Source organism: Proteus sp. TJ1640 (assembly GCF_003144445.1).
GTDB classification, from domain to species: domain Bacteria; phylum Pseudomonadota; class Gammaproteobacteria; order Enterobacterales; family Enterobacteriaceae; genus Proteus; species Proteus penneri.
In genome coordinates this window covers 116,956-138,985 of the sequence record NZ_PENY01000027.1, presented here as the reverse complement: position 1 = coordinate 138,985, position 22,030 = coordinate 116,956, and the positions used below count along the sequence as shown (strand labels likewise).

Here is a 22,030-nt window from a genome sequence, read left to right as displayed (position 1 = left end):
AAATTTAGTAAATAACGAATGGATTGAATTAATGAAAGACAAAGTACAAATTAGTCGTTTTTTAAGCTATATATTACGTCATGCCCCTGAAAGTATTGGTTTAACATTAGATGATCAAGGTTGGGGAGAAATATCAACATTAATTTCATTAGCACAGAAAAATGGAACACCACTAACCCTTAAGTTAATTAAAGACGTTGTAGAAACCAATGATAAAAAGCGTTTTGCTATCTCAGAAGATGGACTTTTTATTCGTGCCGTTCAAGGACACTCTCTTAAGACTACGGTTGATTACCAAGCTATTACTCCTCCTAAAATACTTTATCACGGCACGGCTACTCGCTTTATCACCAGCATTTTTGATCAAGGCTTAATACCAAATGGTCGTCAATACGTTCACCTTTCACAAGATTATAAAACAGCCGTGAATGTCGGCAATCGTCATGGAAAAGCCGTTGTTTTAACGGTGGATAGTGAAAAAATGTTTAGTGAAGGTTTTGAATTTTATCAAGCAGATAATGGTGTTTGGCTAACACTTTCAGTACCAGCTAAATATCTAAAAATCGATGAGAATGAATAGAATGAAATGCAAAAAAATAGGTGACAATGTCACCTATGATATTATTGATGAACTCGCTGTTTTACTAATAATTAATCAGAATAACCTGTGATCGTAATTTTAGAGCCTTTCTTATCTTCTTCCATACTATAAATCAGCCACCAGCAAGTTTAACTTTCATTCCTTTGGCTTCTAATAGCGATTTAATTAAATCACGCTTATCGCCTTGGATCTCAATTAAACCGTCTTTGACACTACCACCACAGCCACATTTTTTCTTCAATTCAGCCGCTAGTTTGGCTAACTCTGCATCATCCAGATCGATACCTGAAACAACACAAACCCCTTTGCCTTTACGTCCACTAGTTTGGCGTTGAATACGCACAATACCATCACCAGCAGGGCGTACTGGCTTTTGTTCTTCTTCTTTTATGCGACCTGTATCTGTGGAATAAACCAAACGAGAGTTATTATCCATTTACATACCTTGTATAGAACGATTAATTTGTTGCAATGTTTCAAGAGGATTATCACTACGTGTAATAGGACGTCCAATCACCATATAATCAACCCCTGCTACAATGGCTTGTTCTGGTGTCATGACGCGACGCTGATCGCCAACATCACTTCCTGCAGGGCGAATACCTGGTGTCACTAATAAGAAATCATCACCACAAACTTGTTTAAAACGCGTTGCCTCATGAGCAGAACAGACAACACCATCAAGACCACAAGATTTTGTCAGTAATGCCAAGCGCTCTGCTTGTTCTGCAGGCGTCAATGTTATTCCCAATTCAATCAAATCAGATTGATCCATACTGGTAAGGACAGTCACTGCCGTTAAAAGAGGCGCATCTTTACCAAAGGCTGCAAGACTCTCTTTAGCCGCACGCATCATACGACTTCCACCACTCGCGTGTACATTGACCATCCATACACCTAAATCAGCCGCCGCTGCAACTGCTCTTGCAACGGTATTGGGAATATCATGAAATTTTAAATCTAAGAAAATATCAAACCCTTCTTTTTGTAATTGAGTCACAAATTGAGGTCCAAAACGGGTAAACATCTCTTTACCAATTTTTAAACGACAAGATGAGGGATCAATACGCTGTGCAAAATCTAATGCACTTTTTTGGTCTTCATAGTCTAGTGCCACAATAACGGGCGCGCAGGTAAGCTCGGGCGATTTTTTATCACAATGAAATGACATTTTAGGGCCTTTATTTATAAAGAGACTATTAAAAAAGTGACATCATCACTGACCATCTAAACCGCGAATAGGTTTAACGGTATCCCATGAACGACAGGATGGACAATGCCAATATAATGCATGAGAGGTAAAACCACATTTATGGCATCGATAATCTGGTTTTGTGCGAATTTGTTCTCCCACCATATAGCGCAATAAGATAAGGCTCTCTTTGGCACGTCCTTCTTCCGCTTCAGCTAAATGGTAACGCATTAAACGATAGAATAGACGCATGGTTGGATGACGTTCTAATTGACGATTAATGTATAACTGAGCCGCTTCAATACCTTCTTTAGCTTCAATAATGTCTGCAAGGTAAAGCTCCGCAATTGCACCACAATTACTATCTACACATTGACGTAAATAAGCTTCCCAACGAGAAGTGTCACCTTGAGCTTGGAAACATTCAAAAAGCATAGGTAAGGTTTCACTGACCATCTCTTTATCTTGCTCAATAACTTTCATTAAAACATCAATAGCTTTTTGTTTATCATCACGAGCAATATAAATACGACCATACATAATTGAAACACGGGCACAAAAAGGATCCATTTGCCCTGCTTTTTGCAACAAATTAAGCGCGCTATCAAGATTATCACTGCTCATTTCTTGAAGTGCCAATTCACAATAAAAATGTGAAATTTGTTCTTTTAATTCATGCTGACCTAATTTAACTAATTTTTCAGCCGTCTCTATAGCTTTTCCCCAATCACTGGTTAACTGATAAATAGCCAACAAGGATTGTAGAGCACTTTGGCGAAATTCTTGTTCATCAATAAGTTGCTGAAACATATTTTCAGCTCGATCGTAAACACCCGCCGCCACATAGTCACGACCTAACTGTTGAACAGCAAGTAGACGTTGATCAAAGGAAAGCGCAGCACTCTCCATTAACGATTGGTGGATACGAATAGCTCGTTCGACTTCGCCACGAGAGCGAAAAAGATTACCTAAAGTAAGATGAGCTTCAAAAGCTGAACTATCTTCTTTAAGCATTTCGAGGAAAAGATCAACAGCTTTATCTTGTTGATCAGAGAGTAAAAAGTTAACACCCGCCACATACTCACGTGACAGGCGATCGGCATTCTGCTGTTTGTCCTGTTGAGCGCCGCGACGCCCCATATACCAGCCGTAAGCCGCCGCGACAGGTAATAACAGAAACAGCAATTCTAGCATCAGCTATCGTCCTTATTTCGTAGCGGAAGCAACCGTTGGGCGACTTTCTTGGCTTTCTTGTTTTGTTTGGGCGCTTTCAAGACGTTTAATTTTACGCTTTGCTCGGCCTAGTGATAAGCGTACACGTAGATAAAAAACACCACTTACAATCCAACCAAGTACAAAGCCCACACCAAACAGGGTCGCTAACAAGGTAGAAATACGATATTCACCTTGAGCAATAAGGTAATTAAATGTGACTACCTGATCGTTATTTGAGCCTAAAGTCATGGCAATCACCACGATGGCAAGAACAAGAATAACCAAAATAAAAAGTAGGACTTTTTTCACATTATTTCCTTTTTTATTCTCTTTTCTTTAGTAGACAGATAAAGGTAGCATTTTCACTGCGCACAAAGAAAGTCATTTCTTAGAATCATCTGATTTTCGTATATTTTTTCACATAAATATCGAAAAAGACATTCTGTATCTCAAAAATAAGGGCTATCGTCAGGATTTGAGCAATAAACGTCGCTCAATCACCTTAAATGCACACCAAACCAGCACTGTGCTAATAAGAATACCGACAATCACATCAGATGCCCAGTGCATTCCTAATACAATACGCCCTACCGTGACATCTATCCCCCATAATAACCCGAGTGACGCTAAAAAATAATGACGACGCAACATAAAAAGGACAAAAACAAATAATGCGAGTGTGGCTGAAAATAAACTATGACCAGACGGAAAAGCATAACCCGTTTCAGCTTTCCAATATTGAAGTTGCCATTCAGGGATCACCGATGAATTAACTAATCCATTTTGGAGTAATTGTTCTCGCTCAGGTCTTGATACTTGATAAAAAGCCTCTGGTGTAATGTGTAAATTTTCGCTGACCCAAACAACATAAGGACGAGGTTCTTTTACTGTATTTTTAACCGCAACCTTAATTAATTGGCCAATAGATAATGTAATAATAATTATCACTGCCAATTGAATAAAATGGTTACGTTTTAATTTCAAAGCGATAAAGAGTAACGCTAAAAAAATAATAACCGTCACAGTTCCCCAAGGTTTCGCAGCACTATCTGCTATCCATAATGTACTTATACCACCGAAAGGGTGATCAGTAGGTTGCCATTTCCAACCCAATATCAACACGGCACTTGGTATGATTAAGAGCAACATACTACCTAATAGAATCAACTTTGACATTTGCTTACTCAATATATTGTCCCTTCTCAAATACAAATGTTATCTTCCACTTACAGCTAAAGATTATCAGTATAAACGATGCAAGTTTAGCAATAAATCATTATGCAAGAAGGTGCAAAATCTGATAATTTGTATTGGTGTGAATTTATAAGTGTGTGTTATCCAATTTCCTTGCCTATCAGACATGGAAGTATTTCAGTGTTTTATTTCTCTTTGTTCTCGTTATAAAGTGTATAATCTTGAACTTGAACGAGAGTTTCACCTGAAATTATGAGTCAAAAAATAATGAAATTAAGACGTATCGCAGAAGCAAAACTACCTACTCCTTTTGGTGAGTTTTTAATGGTTGGTTTTGAAGAAATCGCAACAGGTAAAGATCATGTCGCCCTTGTTTATGGCGATATTTCAGGCTCAGAGCCTGTATTATCTCGTATTCATTCAGAATGTTTAACGGGTGATGCTTTATTTAGCCTACGTTGTGATTGTGGTTTCCAACTTGAAGCCGCACTTTCACAAATAAGCAAAACAGGTCGGGGCGTATTACTTTATCATCGCCAAGAAGGGCGAAATATTGGATTACTAAATAAAATACGTGCTTATGCGTTACAAGATAAAGGATTAGATACCGTCGAAGCAAACCTCGAGTTAGGTTTTAAAGCTGATGAACGTGATTTTACCCTTTGTGCTGATATGTATAACCTATTAGGTGTTCATGAAGTTCGATTATTAACCAATAATCCGAAGAAAATTGAAATAATGAAAGCTGCGGGGATTAATGTTATTGAAAGAGTTCCTTTGATCGTCGGACGTAATCCAAGTAATGCACATTATCTTGATACTAAAGCCGATAAAATGGGCCATCTTTTATTTAAGAAAGTGCAATAATACAGCAACAACACAGCATTAATTCTTTTCAAATCCGAGTCTAAGCGCTCGGATTTTTTATTTATTCCTTTTATTCTATTAATTAGTAAACTTATGTTTCATAAAATGTCCTTTTTATTAATTAAAGCTTTTATTATTACCAATAAAAAATTTAATAGCTTAATTTTAGTATCTATTCTATTTGAAATAGAAAGACGGTATTTTCATTGAGAGTAAAACTTACCTTACACCTATATTACTTATAGAAAGTGTATAAAATTAATAACTAGTGATTAAATTTAATCTCAATATAAATTAATAGGCTAATTTCACTTTATTATCTAACATAAAAATTAATTTATTATTTTCATCTGCTTTAACTGAAACATTAGCACCATTCCCATATTGATCTCGAATAATACAATCCATTTTGTCTTCTTTCTTACTTGAAGAAAATGGTAGACCATAGTTTATACTATAAGTCCAGAAACATAATCCTACTCTTTCTTTATTAATTGATGTTATTTGAATTGAGGACATTTTATCAAAATGGAAATTCTTTGTATAATAACCAGAAGGATCGAATAAAACCGATTGATCCGTTGATGTACCTATTAATTGATAATTATTTTTATGATAATAATAAAAATCTTTATTTTCCTCACACTCTGCACTTGTTGTTATTGCACCGCCATTACCATTAAATGCAAGGTAATACTTAGACAGCGTTCCACCGGGCATTAACACATTTTTTTCTACTTCTGGGTATATTAGCGGATCAATATCCATATCCTCTTTTGTAAAAACGCGGGGCGGTATCACATTTAATGTTACAACACTCTGCCGATATATAGGACTATTAGGTCTAAAAGCGGTTGTATATTTTGTGCCATTGGCAGTAAATTGTGCACATAGTTTTAAAGTATCCATGATTTTATCAACAGATACATACCATATACATGCTGAATAATTTATTTGCTCATAATAATTATCACTGTGAGGATAAATATAACCCTTTGCTTCTTTAGAAATATGTATATCTGAATTTAACGCTTCATTTTTATCATCAACAATAAAAATATTTTTATGCATTTCTTCTTCTGACACTTTAAAATGTCTTTTTTCTTTATCTAGTACAATTAAACCAACACCGATAGGAACTTGATGTTTACCATTTACACAAATATTTGATTCTTGATCCAGGTGATTAATATAAAAAGTAAATTGTATTACACTTTCAATATCTTCCCAATTACCTATATAATATTCAATTTTTTCATTACCTGATATGACGGAATTCCCTTCAACAATAGCATCATTAAAAACAACCGCATTACCTTCAATTTTTGCATTTCCTCTAACACTAGCTCTATTTTTAATGCTCGCGTTTTGTGTGACTACAGCAGAATCATATATTTCTGCATTATCAGATACTGATGCATTACCTGAAATTATCGCATTATCATAAACTTTAGCATTTTTAGATATTATTGCATTTTCTATCACTTTCGCATTACCAAATACCATTGCATCATCATAAATAAAACAACCACCTTCTCGACTTAAATTACTTTCATTTTCAATCCATCCCCCTGGACTACCAGTATATACTCTTTTAATTTTAAACAGGGTAACACCATTATATTCTTTTGATTCATTTGTAATAATATATTTTTTCATTATACGCCTCGCGTCTATTTAATATAATCTTATTAAAATAGAAAATCCTCCAAAACAAGAACCATTGGAATAATATAAAGAAAAAAATAATTAGGTAACATTAAATAAAAAAATAGACCTATTAATTTAAAATAGAAAGACAGTATTTAAAATTTTAAATACTGTCTTTTATGATAATAACTTAATGTTTTTTATCTATGTTATTAGAATATTATTTATAACATATTTCTAATCACATAATGCAATATGCCACCATGTTGGAAATAAGCTAATTCGGTTTGAGTATCAATACGACAACGCGCCATAATAGTTTCAGTACGATTATCTGCAAAAGTAATATTAACCGCGATATCTTGGCTCGGTATTAATGCATTAAGCCCTGTGATCTCAATTTTCTCATCCCCTTTTAAGCCTAATGTTTGACGAGATACCCCTTTAGGAAACTCTAAAGGTAACACCCCCATACCGATTAAGTTAGAACGGTGAATACGCTCAAAAGAGCCTGCAATGACAGCTCGTACTCCTAATAAACGCGTTCCCTTCGCAGCCCAATCTCGGCTAGAACCAGAACCATATTCACTACCGGCAATAATCACCAGTGGCGTATCTTCTTGTTGATAACGCATGGCTGCATCATAAATAGCCAGTGTTTCGCCGGTTGGAATATGCTTAGTAACACCACCTTCAACGCCTGGCACCATCTCGTTACGAATACGAATATTGGCAAATGTGCCTCGCATCATTACTTCATGATTCCCGCGTCTTGATCCATAAGAGTTGAAATCTTTCGGCTCGACACCATGTTCACGTAAATAAAGCCCTGCTGGACTATCCGCCTTAATATTACCTGCGGGTGAAATATGATCCGTTGTCACCGAATCACCTAAAATAGCCAAAATACTGGCTTGATGAATATCTTTAATCGGAGCTGGCACTTTTGACATTCCTTCAAAGAAAGGAGGATGTCGAATATAGGTAGAATCTGGTTGCCAATCATAAACAGGAGTATCTTGTATTTTCAGTGATTTCCATGTCTCATCACCTTCAAACACGGCGGAGTACTCTTTATGGAACATCTCTGTTTTCACTTTTTCGACAGCATCAGCAATCGCCTTACTGTCTGGCCAAATATCTTTTAAATAAACAGGAGCGCCCTGTTTATCTTTACCTAATGGCTCTTTAGTAAGATCGATATTCATATTTCCTGATAAGGCATAAGCGACCACTAAAGGCGGCGATGCTAACCAGTTGGTTTTCACTAAGGGATGAATTCGACCTTCAAAGTTACGGTTACCAGATAATACAGCCGCAATAGTTAAGTCGTTATCCTTAATCGCACTTTCAATCGGTGCTAATAAAGGTCCTGAGTTACCAATACATGTTGTGCAACCATACCCCACAAGATTAAACCCTAATTTATCAAGATAAGGTGTTAGTCCTGCTAAATTAAGATAATCCGTCACCACTTTCGAGCCTGGAGCCAAAGAAGATTTAACCCAAGGTTTACGCTGTAATCCTTTTTCTACCGCATTTTTAGCCAGTAATCCGGCTGCCATTAAGACATTAGGGTTTGATGTATTGGTACATGATGTGATTGCCGCAATAACGACAGCACCATCGGTTAACTCAAAAGCAGGATAATCATCAATTTTTACTTGAGGAAATTGCACCAGTGGTTTCTTATTGGTTTCAAGATCGACTGCGGCTTTAAATGCCTTAGGTACACTCGGTAAATTAACTCTATCTTGAGGACGTTTAGGCCCTGCAAGGCTTGCCTCAACGGTTCCCATATCTAGCGATAATGTTGACGTAAAGATAGGTTCATCGCCTGTGTGTCTCCATAGACCTTGCTCTTTGCTATACGCTTCAACAAGTGCAATCTCTTGCTCTTCACGTCCTGTTAAACGCAAATAATCAAGAGTGATATCATCTATTGGAAAGAATCCGCAGGTCGCGCCATATTCTGGCGACATATTCGCTATTGTTGCACGATCGGCTAAAGGTAATGATGCTAAACCATCGCCATAAAACTCCACAAATTTACCTACAACACCATGCGCACGCAACATCTGTGTGACGGTTAATACCAGATCAGTTGCCGTGATCCCTTCACGTAATTTTCCTGTCAGTTTAAAACCAACAACATCTGGAATTAGCATAGAGATAGGTTGACCTAACATTGCAGCTTCTGCTTCAATGCCTCCTACCCCCCAACCTAACACGCCAAGGCCATTGATCATGGTGGTATGAGAATCCGTACCGACTAATGTATCAGGATAAGCTACATGATGCCCATTTTGCATTTCAGACCAAATAGCTTTACCTAAATACTCAAGATTTACCTGATGACAAATTCCTGTCCCTGGCGGCACGACACGGAAGCGTTCAAAGGATTGTTGTCCCCAACGCAAGAAAAGGTAGCGTTCATAGTTACGCTCCATTTCAATTTCCACGTTTTCAGCAAACGCATTTTTACTGGCATATTCATCAACCATAACAGAGTGGTCAATAACTAGATCAACGGGTGATAATGGATTAACTTTATCCACTTGCCCACCCAAAGATTTCACAGCTTCACGCATAGCCGCTAAATCAACAACCGCTGGCACACCTGTAAAATCTTGCATCAGCACCCTTGCAGGTCGATACGCAATTTCACGTGATGCATGAGCTGTTTTTTGCCACTCAACTAGCGCCTTAATATCCTCGTCAACAACTGTATCACCATCGAGATGACGCACTAAGTTTTCTAGTAACACCTTCAGTGATTTAGGAAGACGAGTAATATCACCTAATTGGCGAGCAACTTCTGAAAGACGGTAGTACTCATATTTTTGAGATCCGACTAAGAGCGTGGAATGGCTCTCTTTCTTCAAACGTAACGACATAGCTCCTCCTTCTTATTTTTATACTGACAGCATGTTCAAACTATCAAAATAGGTAAGGTTATTTATTAAACATACCATATAACGTTGAATTTCGCTTAAAGACCACACAATTTGTAAACACAATGTTATGGCTGTCATATTGTTAATAAATTTTGGTCTCTAAATTTTCACTTAATTAAGTTTTAATGAAGGAGGTATAACTACGTAAGGATAATATTTATGACTAATAAACAATCTGATTTACTCAAAAACATTATGAATGCTGATCACTATTTTGCGGAACCTGTTACTCCTCCTTTTCCACAAACCTTATCGATGAATGCATTACATTCTCAAAATATAAAAGATTCAGAAGGTTTGGTGCAATTTATCATTGCGTCACCAAAACCTTTTGAGCCTTCTGAAATAGAAAAAATGTCACAACTTAAAAATATCCAAATTGGGCTTATTTCTATTATGGCAAACCATCTTGCCGCATTAAAAAAAGAGGATGATGAAGCCTATTATCGTCCCGAACATTGGTTAGACACGCTCAACCATCTACCACTTCTAGGGCACAATAAAGTTGAGACAAAGAAACTTCATAAACAAACCTTTGATTTTTCTGTTGCTCAAGCGTTTATTCAATTATTACTAGGAGCTGCAATTAATGCCACTTCTCCTGCACTTGGAGAATTTATTGATTTTTTACGAACTCAAGGACAAAAAATAGAAGTTGGCTTACAAAAATCATTAGACAGCTATCAAACGATAACTATTGCGGGGATCACGGAGATCCTCAATCATAATAATCATCTTATTTTTGTTCCAAAGCTGAAAATTTTGAGCCTACGTTTTTCTTATCAATCAGCGAAAATGCTACTCGCTAGCTGTATAGGTAGTAAATTTACCCTCTCTTTAGAGTACACCACCATTACCTCTATTTTTGATACTAGTGCTCTTGATGATCCACTGATTAATCAGCAGTTTTATGATTTTTTGAATAAGTATCGTCAGCTAAGTATTGCAAAATCAGACGCTTTTTTTAGTGGGGATTTTTATTTGAAATGAGTAATCACAACAATTAGGTTTATGAACACGCTTGAAGGCGGGAATAACCCGCCTTTCAGTATTACACTAATGGTAATTCAATATCTTTAAATAACTCTTCAATCTCTTCATTTGTTCGTAACGCAACAGCTTGCTCAATCAAATTACGCGTAAGATGAGGGGCAAAACGCCACATAAAATCATACATATAACCACGTAAGAAACCACTGCGTCGAAATGCAATTTTAGTGGTGCTATAACTAAATTTATCACGCATATCAATAGCAACTAAATCACTATCAAGTACGGGATCAAATGCCATACTGGCAATTACACCAATACCTAAATGCAGTCTCACATAAGTTTTAATGACATCCGCATCAGTTGCAGTGAAAACTATTTTAGGTTTTAACCCTACTTTACCGAATGCATCATCAAGATCTGAACGCCCTGTAAAACCTTGGGTATAAGTAACGATATCGTAATCCGCAAGCTCTTTTAACGTCACTTCTCGTTTTTGTGCCAGTGGATGATCTTTTGGCACCACCACAATACGGTTCCAACGATAACAAGGTAGCATCACTAAATCGTTATAAAGATGCAGCGATTCTGTCGCTATCGCAAAATCACTTTTACCTCTGCATACATCTTCAGCAATTTGCGTTGGCGAACCTTGGTTCATATGCAGTGAAACATCTGGATAGCGCTCAATAAATCCTTTTATTACAGGAGGTAATACATAACGAGCTTGCGTATGCGTTGTTGCAATCGATAGTGAACCTCTATCTGGATAAGTGTGTTCGCCCGCAGCTGAACGAATAGCTTCTGTTTTTGATAAAATCTCTCGAGATAGCCTTACAATTTCTTCACCCGCTGGTGTCACATGCGTTAAATGCTTTCCACTACGAGAAAATATTTGTATACCGAGCTCATCCTCTAACATACGAATTTGTTTACTTATTCCCGGTTGAGATGTATACAAACGCTCTGCCGTGGTCGAAACATTTAAATCGTTATTCACCACTTCAACGATATAACGCAACTGTTGTAATTTCATGGAGAGGCTATCCCTTCAACAAAAGACTTATTATTCCGTTATTCTATTTATATTCATATAACTAAAAAGAATAATAAAGATGTAATATATAACCACTATATCATTTATTTCATTTCGGTCTAACGTAATTAATAGTGTTATTTAGATTTTGTTATATCGAATAGTTATAAGCTATAAAGAAGCATAAAAAAAGCCGACCTTATTTGTCAGCTTTTACCCCATAATAATAGTGGCACTAAATTATTTAATCACACCACATGCCATTCTTGCGCCACCACCGCCAAGAGCCTCAGGATCATCAGAATAATTGTCCCCTCCCACATGCACCATAATTGCTTTATCTTTTACTTGCTCAAGCTTAGTGAGTTTTGGTGCTAATACTGCGTAATCAGCAACACCTTTATCATTGACAACTAATCCTGGTAAATCGCCTAAATGCCCATCTTTATTATAAGGCCCCAAGTGAACACCGACTTTTTCAGGATCTAAATGCCCTCCCGCTTTTAAAGCCGGCACAGGTTTGCCATCTTTCATATCTGGCTCACAAGAACCATTAGCATGAATATGAAAACCATGAATACCCGGTGTTAATCCGGCAAGTTTTGGCGTAAATAACAGCCCATAATCAGTTTCAGTGATAGTGACAACACCAATATCGTTACCAGCACCCGTTGGTAACGCTTCTTTTAACGTGACATCTAACGTTGCAGCACTTGCCACTGAAGTGAAGAGTAAGCTAGATAGTAACAAAGGTATCAGTTTCATAGTATCTCCGTCTTATTATTAGCAAAGTGAAATATCAGACAAATAGAAATTAACCATTCATACTGTTTTGGTATATTTAATTAGCATACCTTCTTAATACAAAAAAGCGACTAACTCTCATTAGTCGCTTTTTTATTTACCACGTAATGTCAATGTTATTTGGTTTTTTCAACCCACTTGCCATCGACATAAAATGCAGACCAACCTGTTGCTTTACCCTCTTTCTCTGAAGAAACATATTGCTGTTTTGTTTTACGACTAAAACGCACAATAGTTGGGTTTCCTTCAGGATCAGCCACTGGAGCTTCTGCTAAATAACGCATTTTCTCTGCTAAACGGTCTTTAAAGCGCACCAGTTCTTCTACTTTTGGTGCTCGCGTTTCTCTTGATTTAGGGAAGGTATTTGCGGCTAAGAATACACCCGCGGCACCATCACGTAAGACAAAATACGCATCCGATTTTTCACACGGCAACTCAGGAAGCGGTACAGGATCTTCCTTTGGTGGCGCAATTTCACCACTTTTTAAGATTTTACGGGTATTTTTACATTCATCATTAGTGCAACCCATGTATTTACCAAAACGCCCCATTTTCAAGTGCATTTCAGCGCCACATTTATCACACTCTATGACTGGCCCTTCGTAACCTTTTAAGCGGAATTCACCCTCTTCGACTTCATAACCATCACATGCAGGGTTATTACCACAAACATGTAATTTACGATGCGTGTCAATCAGGTAACTGTCCATTGCAGTACCACATTTCGGGCAACGACGACGAGCTCGTAATGCGTTAGTTTCTGCATCTTCCCCTTCCAGAATATTCAATAATTCATCTTCAGGAATAAGGTTAATAGTCTGTTTACAACGCTCTTTAGGCGGTAAAGCATACCCAGAACATCCTAAGAATACGCCTGTTGTCGCCGTTCTAATTCCCATATGACGAGAACAAGTTGGGCATTCAATCGACGTGATCACCATTGGATTTGGCCGCATTCCACCTTCTTCAGGATCTTTTTCAGCGACCTCTAGTTGCTGACTAAAATCGCTGAAGAACGCATCTAATACTTCTTTCCAGTTCTCTTCATTATTGGCAACATGGTCAAGGTGATCTTCCATCTGCGCAGTAAAATCGTAATTCATTAAATCGCTAAAATTCTCTTCTAAGCGATCGGTTACAATTTCACCCATTTTTTCTGCATAAAAGCGACGGTTTTCAACTTTCACATAACCACGATCTTGAATGGTAGAGATAATAGATGCATAAGTTGAAGGACGACCAATTCCACGTTTTTCTAATTCTTTAACTAACGTTGCTTCGCTAAAACGTGCTGGTGGCTTGGTAAAGTGCTGAGTTGGCTCTAACTCAGCTAAAGCCAGTGTTGCCCCTACATCAACTGCAGGTAAAGTTTTATCTTCATCTTTATTCCGCATCGCTGGCATGACTTTCGTCCAACCGGCAAAACGCAAAGTACGACCTTTAGCCCGGAGTTTATAATCACCTGCTTCGACGGTTAATGTCGTTGAATCGTATTTTGCTGGTGTCATTTGACAAGCAACAAATTGATTCCAAATCAGTTGGTATAAACGTTTGGCATCGTTATCCATATCTTTTAAAGATTCAGCGATAACATTAATATCAGAAGGACGGATAGCTTCATGCGCTTCTTGAGAATTTTCTTTGCTCGAATAAACATTTGGCTCTTTCGGCAAATATTTAACACCAAAATTCTCATTGATATAATCGCGCGCCATTTGAATGGCATCCTGACTTAAGTTAGTTGAGTCAGTACGCATATAAGTTATATAACCAGCTTCATAAAGGCGCTGAGCAAGCATCATCGTCTTTTTCACACCAAAGCTTAAACGTGTACTTGCCGCTTGCTGTAAGGTTGATGTGATAAGCGGTGCACTTGGTTTACTTGATGTTGGTCTATCTTCACGATCTTTTACCGTGAAGGCCGCATTTTGTAATGCCTTAACCGCTACCTGCGTTTCATCAGATGAAACAGGGTTGAAGGCTTTATCATTATAATGCGTGACTTCCATGCGCAGAGGCTGTTCATCAGGCGTTAATAATGATGCATGTAATTGCCAATATTCTTCAGGAACAAAGGCTTTAATTTCACGCTCACGTTCAACTAAAAGACGCACAGCAACTGATTGAACTCGACCCGCAGATAATCCACGAGCAACTTTTTTCCAAAGTAAAGGTGAAACCATATAGCCCACAACACGATCCATAAAGCGACGTGCTTGTTGCGCGTTAACGCGATCTATATTTAACTCACCTGGAGTTTGGAAAGCTTGTGTAATGGCATTTTTAGTGATTTCGTTAAAAACCACTCGACTAAATCGTTCATCATCACCGCCGATAACTTCGCGTAAATGCCACGCGATAGCTTCTCCTTCGCGGTCAAGGTCCGTTGCGAGATAGACATGATCAGCTTTCTCAGCCAATGCTTTTAGTTCAGCCACGACTTTTTCTTTGCCGGGTAGAATTTGATAATTCGCATTCCATCCATTATAGGGATCAACGCCCATACGACTGACTAAGGCTGACTTCTCATCCTTTTTAACTTTTTTCACGCCTTTCGTGGCGGATGAGTTTTCGCTCTTCTGGCTGCCAGAACCACTCTTTGGCAAATCACGAATGTGACCCACGCTAGATTTAACTACGTAGTCATTGCCAAGATATTTATTGATCGTTTTGGCTTTAGCCGGGGACTCCACGATAACAAGAGCTTTACCCATAATTACCTTTACCTAATTAAACTTTGTTATGACGGTATTGTTTAATACCCTCAACTAAAAAAATGTTTAAAATCTCTTTTTTATATTGCGTTAGTTTTGCAATATATCAACCTGTTTTTATTCAAAGCTTTTGTTTGAGCTCAAAACTCATGCCTTTTTTTGAGGTATTTTAATTACCTCACAGCCTTGATCAGGAACAGGCAAATCATTGTTTGCTACATATAGAGTAGCTAAGCTTTTAAAAATGCCACACTCTACCTGATAAAAAGTGAGGCGCAACAAATTATTTTTCTAAGGAGCACAGATTATGTCAAAACAAACTACACCGATTACAACAGAGATGCTACTTGAAAAAGCGAATAAAATCATATGTGAACATGAAGATTATTTACAAGGTATGCGTGCTGATTCAGTTGAACAGAAAGGTAATGTCCTCGTATTTAAAGGCGAATTTTTTTTAGATGAACAAGGTTTACCTACAGCAAAAAGTACCGCAGCATTCAATATGTTTAAACATTTAGCTCATGTGTTATCTGAAAAATATCATTTAGCATAAATCACATTCGTGATTATTTTTATTGGCTAAAGTAGATAAATTTACTCTTTATTAATAACAAAAAAGAGACTTTTCTTGCCAGTTATTGCCATCATCAAAACACCAACAACTGGCATAATTAAACAAAATAAAAGAATAAAAACTCACTTTTATGGTAAAGCGGCATTATCTGTCACATCTTAATTCACGATTACACTTGCCTATCAATACAATCAGTAATATCAATTATTTTTATTTTCTGTTTACAGCTATATTGAAAGCGCCTAGAAAGAGGAAATATTTATTCTGTTTTTATAATTAATATCAATTATTTCTCTGATTACCAGTGACATTTTCACTGGTTTTTTTGCTTTATCGGAATGAAAATTAGAATATTTATTCGGTAAGTTTAAGGATCATGTTTAGTAAGGAAGAAGGAAGGATGATATCAGCGATAACTTGTATCACTGATATCATGTATTACATCTTTATTTGGCTTATAGAAGTGGTTTTTTACTTCTTTGTACCCAACGCATCATCAATTTATCGATGCTTTCCATTGCACCACTTGTAACGCGCTCAACCATTTTCTTCTTGGTAACATATTGGACAGAGAGAACTTCAAAGTCATTAATATGATTGATCAACCAATCATCACTCACTCCAACCTCATCAATTAAGCCTCTATTTAACGCTTCAGAGCCGTACCAATATTCTCCAGTTGCAACACTATCTATATCAAGTTGGGGGCGGTATTTATGCACAAATGATTTAAATAATAAATGCGTTTCATTTAAATCTTGCTTAAATTTCTCACGGCCTTCTTCTGTGTTTTCGCCTAACAAAGTCAATGTACGCTTATATTCGCCAGCAGTATGTAACTCAACATCAATATCATTTTTCTTAAGCAAGCGGTGAATGTTAGGGATCTGAGCGACAACACCAATCGAACCAATAATCGCAAATGGCGCAGCAACAATTTTATCTGCCACACATGCCATCATATATCCCCCACTAGCCGCCACTTTATCGACAACGGCGGTCAGTTTAATCCCTTTTTCTTTTAGGCGAGTTAATTGAGCTGCGGCTAATCCATATCCGTGAACCATGCCACCAGGACTTTCTAAACGCAGTAACACTTCGTCATTTGCTTGTGCAACAGAAAGAATGGCACTAATTTCTTCGCGTAATGCACCCACTTCGTGTGCATCCATACTACCGTTAAAATCAAGCACATATAAACAAGGTTTTACAACGCCTTTTTTCCCTTCTTTTGCATTGTTTTTACTCTGTTTATTCTCTTTTTTCTGCTGCTTTTTAAACGCTTTATACCAGACTTTTAATTCAGCATCGTCCATTTTTGCTTGTTGCATAACACGCTGTTTTTCTTCGTAAGCTTCAGCAAGATCTGTCACTCTTAACGTCCCTTTACGATTTTGTTTTTTATTTCCAATCACAACGAAAAACAACACGATAGCGATAATCGCCACAACAACAGTGGCAATCTCTGCTAAAAACAGTCCATATTGTAAAATATACTCCACAAAGACCTCTTTTTAAGGTTAATAACACTGACTAAAACCAATATGCCTAGTTTAACGAAATTCTGCTTTAGCGCCAGCAACAAAGACATGATTATGTTTAATACCATAAAGAAAACAGCCATAAATTGTAAACAAAAAATCTGGCAAAACTGGTCGGTAGACAAATAAGACGTTACACTTTATTTACTTTTTACTAGACAGGATATCAATATGTTGCAATATCAACCCGATCATAGCGTGCTAAAAGATAAAATTATTCTAGTAACAGGTGCTGGTGATGGTATAGGAAAAGAAGCCGCACTAACTTATGCGCAATATGGCGCAACACTTATCTTATTAGGACGTACTCTATCAAAACTTGAAGATGTTCAAGAAGATATCATCACATCAGGTGGTCAACCACCCATGTTATATCCACTTGATCTACTTACAGCAACAGAGAACGACTTTCAACAGTTTGCTGACACACTCGTTAAACGTTTTCCCCATCTTGATGGTGTATTACAAAATGCGGGCTTATTAGGCGTTATCGAGCCTATTATTAATCAACCAAGTAACCTTTGGCATGACGTGATGCAAGTCAACGTCAATGCAACTTTTATGCTCACGAAAGCACTATTACCATTGATGCTCAAGGCACCTCATGCAAGCCTTATTCTCACTACATCCAGCGTTGGTCGCCAAGGACGCTATGGCTGGGGGGCTTATTCTGTTTCTAAATTCGCTACAGAAGGCTTTATGCAGGTACTTAATGAAGAATATAACGAAAGTACCTTGCGTATTAACTGCATTAATCCTGGTGGTACTCGTACTGCAATGCGAGCAAATGCCTTCCCTGATGAGAACCCACAAAAACTAAAAACACCTAAAGATTTGATGCCCTTATATCTCTATTTAATGAGTGATGACAGTATTGATGTGAAAGGACAATCTTTAGATGCACAACCTGGTCGTAAAGCCGGTCCCGCTGAATAACGTAATTTAAGTTTGAGGTAGCAAAATGAATAATGCACAACACCAAAAGCGCCAACAACGTTTAAAAGAGAAAGTCGATACTCGAATTGAGCAAGCTCAACGAGAACAAGGTATCTTGATGATCTTTACAGGTAATGGTAAAGGCAAAACGACGGCAGCGATGGGTACAGCGACACGCGCAGTGGGTCATCAAAAAAAGGTCGGTGTTGTGCAATTTATTAAAGGAACATGGGAAAACGGTGAACGTAATTTATTAGAACAGTTTGGTGTCCCTTTCTATGTGATGGAAACAGGATTTACTTGGGAAACTCAAGATAAAAGTACAGATACAGCAGCTTGTTTAAATACTTGGCAATATGCACTCAAACTACTTAATGACCCAGAATACGATCTAGTTATTCTCGATGAAATTACCTATATGATTACCTTTAACTATTTGCCATTAGATGAAGTTATTTCAGCGATTAGCTCTCGCCCTGCCCATCAAAATGTCATTATTACTGGAAGAGGCTGCCATAGAAAATTAATCGAGTTAGCAGATACAGTGACAGAAATGCGTCCTATTAAACACGCTTTTGATAGTGGGATAAAAGCACAAAAAGGCATAGATTGGTAACCACTATGTAAAGAACTCGAATATTAAATAAGAATGGGCTCCCCTAAAATACCAGCACCAAATATACGCCCATTTCTTTTAATAAAATCTAAATACATCTCTCTATCAACAAAAATATGACTTCTTATTTGTTGATCATAGAGTATTGCCATCTTCATGATATGCTTATGATACTCACTATAAAATAATTTTCTTTCTGCAGGATCTCTTGAAGTTAAATATTTTTTAACTACTTCATGAATGCTTATCGCTTCTTTCATCAATTTTTCATCATTGAAGCTAAAGTTATCATCTAACGGAGATAAACTATCTGTTCGTGTATTATTTTTATCGATCCAATTAAAATTATCTTCTGTTATATATTGAGTTAATAAATCATGCTCAGAATAAAATTTAATACCATAGGGAAATTTAATAATATATTGATAAAAATCATCTTTTGTAAAACATTTGGTCAATGCACTTACTTTTTCATTACCTTCCCAATCAGATAAATAAGTAGGTAGTGGTTCATCGATTGGAATATCACAACTAAAAATATTATTATCAATAAAGAGAGAGTCAGAACTATTAATCGCACCTCTTAAAAGAATACCATTAACCCATACAGTACGTTCATCTATACGGATTTCCTCAGATGGAGGATATTCTTGTTTAAATAACGTGGTGAAACTATAATAGATATCTCTATTGGGATTAATTATTCCTCCTCGGTTTCCGGGGTAAATCATAAATATACTTTGTTTACCTTGACTATCAATAAGTATATGTTCGCCATTATTAAGTTTAATTTTTTTTACTTCGCCTTTCCCCATCACAAATTTAGTATTATCAATTTTAAACTCTAAAGGTTCCAATTGATTATTGTTGATGTAGAAAACACCATTTTGTTTTTCTCTTATAGCAGGATAATCACACCCCGTGACTAAAGAGGCTATATATAACACAGCAATTAAATGAAAATAACGATACATATTATTTTGAATACCTTATCGTTAAATATAAAGTTATTAATAAATACACCCTAATAGGGTCATCATAAATAGATTTATAAAAAAAAGAAAGTAGTCAAAAAAATAATCGCCCTATTAAAATAGAGCGATTATTTTCAAAATGATATTTTAATTTAAAATAATAAATAATTATTCGCTAATTACTTTTTATTTCCTGCTGATTGACGACGACTTGATGCTCTTTTAGCAGGCGATGTTGAAGTGCGTGTTGAGATTTTAGTATGACGCTTAACTGCACGACGGATCTGATTTGCTTTGATGCGACGCTGATCTTTTTCCACTGCAACTTTTGTTACTGTTTCGTCGTTTAACTCAACTAACTGACGTAAATAGTTGATTTGAGCTAACCCTAATTCAACCCAGCCACCGCGCGGTAAACCTTTTGGTAAATCAATATCACCATAACGAACACGAATAAGACGGCTAACTTGTACACCAACAGCTTCCCACATACGACGCACTTCACGGTTACGCCCTTCAGTCAGTGAAACATTGTACCATTGGTTAATCCCTTCACCACCACGGTAAGAAACAGAACGGAATGAAGCAGGACCATCTTCTAATTGTACACCTCGCGTTAATTGACGAATTTTCGCATCATCGATTTCACCAAAAACACGAACTGCGTATTCACGCTCAACTTCGCGGCTAGGATGCATTAAACGGTTAGCCAATTCACCATCTGTGGTAAATAACAGTAATCCACTGGTGTTTACATCAAGACGACCAACAGCAATCCAGCGAGCACTGTTAAGACGAGGAAGACGTTGGAAAACAGTTGGACGACCTTGCGGATCACTGCGAGTACACAGCTCTCCCTCAGGTTTATAATAAGCAAGCACACGACAGACATCTTTTTGTGCTTCACGAATATTTAGAATACGACCATCTAAGCGGATTTTTGCTGTAGAGGTGACATCAATACGATCACCTAATTTTGCTTTTGTACCATCAATGCTGATACGTCCTTCTTGAAGGTAACCTTCAATCTCACGACGAGAGCCGTGACCAGAACGAGCAAGGATTTTTTGTAACTTTTCAGTACGTTGCGATTTATCGCTCATGAAACAACCTCATTTGTCGCCTTCACAGGCGTCATAAAATAGAATTAATTTTTAAAAATCAATTAAGTAAAAAATAACCCATGTTTATTAACATAAGAAATAAACACAGGTTTATTGATTCAATAGTGAACAATATTGACGATTTTTCACATCAATATTGTGATAAATAGTGACGATAAAACGATGTTGGTAAAAATCCTAACGACAATTAGTCGTTGTCTGCAGACCGAGTTATTGTATTTAGCGTTTAAAATACGCGTTGATATAACCGATTTCAAAAATAAGCACCATGATTTTTATCGCAATGTATAAATTTAACACAAGCGATACATCCCTTCACCTTTTATCTCTTTATCTTGCGATAAATTTCTTCACTATCGAGTCATTTGCTTTTAATCCCGTTTAATCAACTCAATGATTTACTGAAATGGCGTAATATCACCCGTACCTTCACGCACGATGACAGGGGTATCTTCTGTTAAATCAATTACCGTTGTCGGTTTTTGCCCTAAATAACCACCATGGATAACCAAATCAACTTGTTTGCTTAATAAATCTTCGATTTCTTCCGGATCAGATTCAGCAAAATCATTGCCTGGTAAAATCAGGCTTGTTGACATTAATGGCTCACCAATATTTTCTAACAATGCCAATGCAATAGGGTTAGAAGGAACACGCAAGCCTATAGTTTTACGTTTATCATTCATCAAACGTTTTGGTACATCTTTAGTCGCTTTTAAGATAAAGGTGTAATTACCTGGCGTGTTATTTTTTATTAAACGAAATACCACATTATCAACATAAGCGTAATTGGCGATTTCTGATAAATCACGGCACATCAGTGTAAAATTGTGTTTTTTATCTAATTGGCGAATACGACAAATTCGCGTCATTGCATCTTTATTTTCTAAACAACAGCCAATAGCATAACCAGAGTCTGTTGGATAAATCACCACTCCACCTTTGCGTAAAATATCAGCACTTTGTTCAATTAAACGAGCCTGCGGATTATCAGGGTGAATATAAAAAAGTTGGCTCATACATCCCTCAACGAATTTCTGAT

Annotated in this window: 20 protein-coding genes; 6 read left to right on the top strand and 14 right to left on the bottom strand. The window is 37.0% G+C overall.

Features of this window, described 5'->3' with window-relative positions; translation table 11 throughout:
• The first annotated feature begins 31 nt into the window (after positions 1-31).
• Complete coding sequence (locus tag DK861_RS13055; RefSeq protein WP_109400385.1) at positions 32-580, top strand: RNA 2'-phosphotransferase; 549 nt, start codon at positions 32-34, stop codon at positions 578-580.
• A gap of 133 nt (positions 581-713) precedes the next feature.
• Here DK861_RS13055 and yciH read toward each other — a convergent pair whose 3' ends face one another.
• The 5 genes from yciH to pgpB all read right to left on the bottom strand — a co-directional run bounded on the left by yciH (position 714) and on the right by pgpB (position 4,184).
• The gene (gene yciH / locus DK861_RS13050) at positions 714-1,037 is read right to left on the bottom strand and encodes a stress response translation initiation inhibitor YciH (RefSeq protein ID WP_006536941.1); all 324 of its coding nucleotides are present in this window, start codon (positions 1,035-1,037) and stop codon (positions 714-716) included.
• Entirely contained in the window at positions 1,038-1,772 is a 735-nt protein-coding gene (pyrF, locus tag DK861_RS13045) for an orotidine-5'-phosphate decarboxylase (protein ID WP_006536942.1), read from the bottom strand.
• A 45-nt stretch (positions 1,773-1,817) separates the two neighbouring features.
• Complete coding sequence (lapB, locus tag DK861_RS13040) at positions 1,818-2,987, bottom strand: lipopolysaccharide assembly protein LapB (RefSeq protein WP_006536943.1); 1,170 nt, start codon at positions 2,985-2,987, stop codon at positions 1,818-1,820.
• A gap of 12 nt (positions 2,988-2,999) precedes the next feature.
• Positions 3,000-3,317, bottom strand: a complete 318-nt coding sequence (locus DK861_RS13035; protein WP_109397367.1) for a LapA family protein — start codon at positions 3,315-3,317, stop codon at positions 3,000-3,002.
• 159 nt (positions 3,318-3,476) lie between these two features.
• Positions 3,477-4,184: a phosphatidylglycerophosphatase B gene (gene pgpB, locus DK861_RS13030; protein ID WP_239452182.1), complete on the bottom strand. Its 708-nt coding sequence runs from the start codon at positions 4,182-4,184 to the stop codon at positions 3,477-3,479.
• Between the two features lie 285 nt (positions 4,185-4,469).
• Between pgpB and ribA the strand changes: the two genes are divergently transcribed.
• The gene (gene ribA, locus DK861_RS13025) at positions 4,470-5,069 is read left to right on the top strand and encodes a GTP cyclohydrolase II (protein ID WP_109400383.1); all 600 of its coding nucleotides are present in this window, start codon (positions 4,470-4,472) and stop codon (positions 5,067-5,069) included.
• A gap of 294 nt (positions 5,070-5,363) precedes the next feature.
• Here ribA and DK861_RS13020 read toward each other — a convergent pair whose 3' ends face one another.
• A complete protein-coding gene (locus DK861_RS13020; RefSeq protein ID WP_109400382.1) occupies positions 5,364-6,728 on the bottom strand; it encodes a transferase in 1,365 nt (454 codons plus the stop codon).
• Between the two features lie 215 nt (positions 6,729-6,943).
• A complete protein-coding gene (gene acnA, locus DK861_RS13015; protein ID WP_109400381.1) occupies positions 6,944-9,616 on the bottom strand; it encodes an aconitate hydratase AcnA in 2,673 nt (890 codons plus the stop codon).
• A 219-nt stretch (positions 9,617-9,835) separates the two neighbouring features.
• Here acnA and DK861_RS13010 point away from each other — a divergent pair, with 219 nt between their 5' ends.
• Positions 9,836-10,666 (top strand): hypothetical protein, encoded by an 831-nt coding sequence (locus DK861_RS13010; RefSeq protein ID WP_109400380.1) that lies wholly within the window; start codon positions 9,836-9,838, stop codon positions 10,664-10,666.
• A 61-nt stretch (positions 10,667-10,727) separates the two neighbouring features.
• Here the strand turns inward: DK861_RS13010 and cysB are convergent, their stop codons facing one another.
• From cysB to topA, 3 genes are all read right to left on the bottom strand, one after another.
• Complete coding sequence (cysB, locus tag DK861_RS13005; protein WP_109400379.1) at positions 10,728-11,702, bottom strand: HTH-type transcriptional regulator CysB; 975 nt, start codon at positions 11,700-11,702, stop codon at positions 10,728-10,730.
• A 240-nt stretch (positions 11,703-11,942) separates the two neighbouring features.
• Positions 11,943-12,467: a superoxide dismutase family protein gene (gene sodC / locus DK861_RS13000; RefSeq protein ID WP_109400378.1), complete on the bottom strand. Its 525-nt coding sequence runs from the start codon at positions 12,465-12,467 to the stop codon at positions 11,943-11,945.
• A 155-nt stretch (positions 12,468-12,622) separates the two neighbouring features.
• Complete coding sequence (gene topA / locus DK861_RS12995; RefSeq protein ID WP_109400377.1) at positions 12,623-15,220, bottom strand: type I DNA topoisomerase; 2,598 nt, start codon at positions 15,218-15,220, stop codon at positions 12,623-12,625.
• Positions 15,221-15,527: 307 nt separating this feature from the next.
• Between topA and DK861_RS12990 the strand changes: the two genes are divergently transcribed.
• Complete coding sequence (locus DK861_RS12990) at positions 15,528-15,776, top strand: YciN family protein (RefSeq protein ID WP_109400376.1); 249 nt, start codon at positions 15,528-15,530, stop codon at positions 15,774-15,776.
• 476 nt (positions 15,777-16,252) lie between these two features.
• Here the strand turns inward: DK861_RS12990 and sohB are convergent, their stop codons facing one another.
• Positions 16,253-17,299, bottom strand: a complete 1,047-nt coding sequence (sohB, locus tag DK861_RS12985; protein WP_072062507.1) for a protease SohB — start codon at positions 17,297-17,299, stop codon at positions 16,253-16,255.
• Between the two features lie 213 nt (positions 17,300-17,512).
• On the opposite strand from sohB, the gene DK861_RS12980 reads away from it, so the two are divergent.
• Both DK861_RS12980 and cobO read left to right on the top strand, forming a co-directional pair.
• The gene (locus DK861_RS12980) at positions 17,513-18,274 is read left to right on the top strand and encodes a YciK family oxidoreductase (protein ID WP_204101274.1); all 762 of its coding nucleotides are present in this window, start codon (positions 17,513-17,515) and stop codon (positions 18,272-18,274) included.
• Between the two features lie 25 nt (positions 18,275-18,299).
• Positions 18,300-18,890, top strand: a complete 591-nt coding sequence (gene cobO / locus DK861_RS12975; RefSeq protein WP_109400374.1) for a cob(I)yrinic acid a,c-diamide adenosyltransferase — start codon at positions 18,300-18,302, stop codon at positions 18,888-18,890.
• A gap of 23 nt (positions 18,891-18,913) precedes the next feature.
• Here cobO and DK861_RS12970 read toward each other — a convergent pair whose 3' ends face one another.
• From DK861_RS12970 to DK861_RS12960, 3 genes are all read right to left on the bottom strand, one after another.
• Complete coding sequence (locus tag DK861_RS12970; protein ID WP_072062508.1) at positions 18,914-19,864, bottom strand: hypothetical protein; 951 nt, start codon at positions 19,862-19,864, stop codon at positions 18,914-18,916.
• A 179-nt stretch (positions 19,865-20,043) separates the two neighbouring features.
• The gene (gene rluB, locus DK861_RS12965) at positions 20,044-20,967 is read right to left on the bottom strand and encodes a 23S rRNA pseudouridine(2605) synthase RluB (protein WP_072062509.1); all 924 of its coding nucleotides are present in this window, start codon (positions 20,965-20,967) and stop codon (positions 20,044-20,046) included.
• Between the two features lie 419 nt (positions 20,968-21,386).
• Positions 21,387-22,007, bottom strand: coding sequence for an L-threonylcarbamoyladenylate synthase (locus DK861_RS12960; protein ID WP_072062510.1), 621 nt, complete (start codon positions 22,005-22,007; stop codon positions 21,387-21,389).
• Positions 22,008-22,030: the final 23 nt, after the last annotated feature.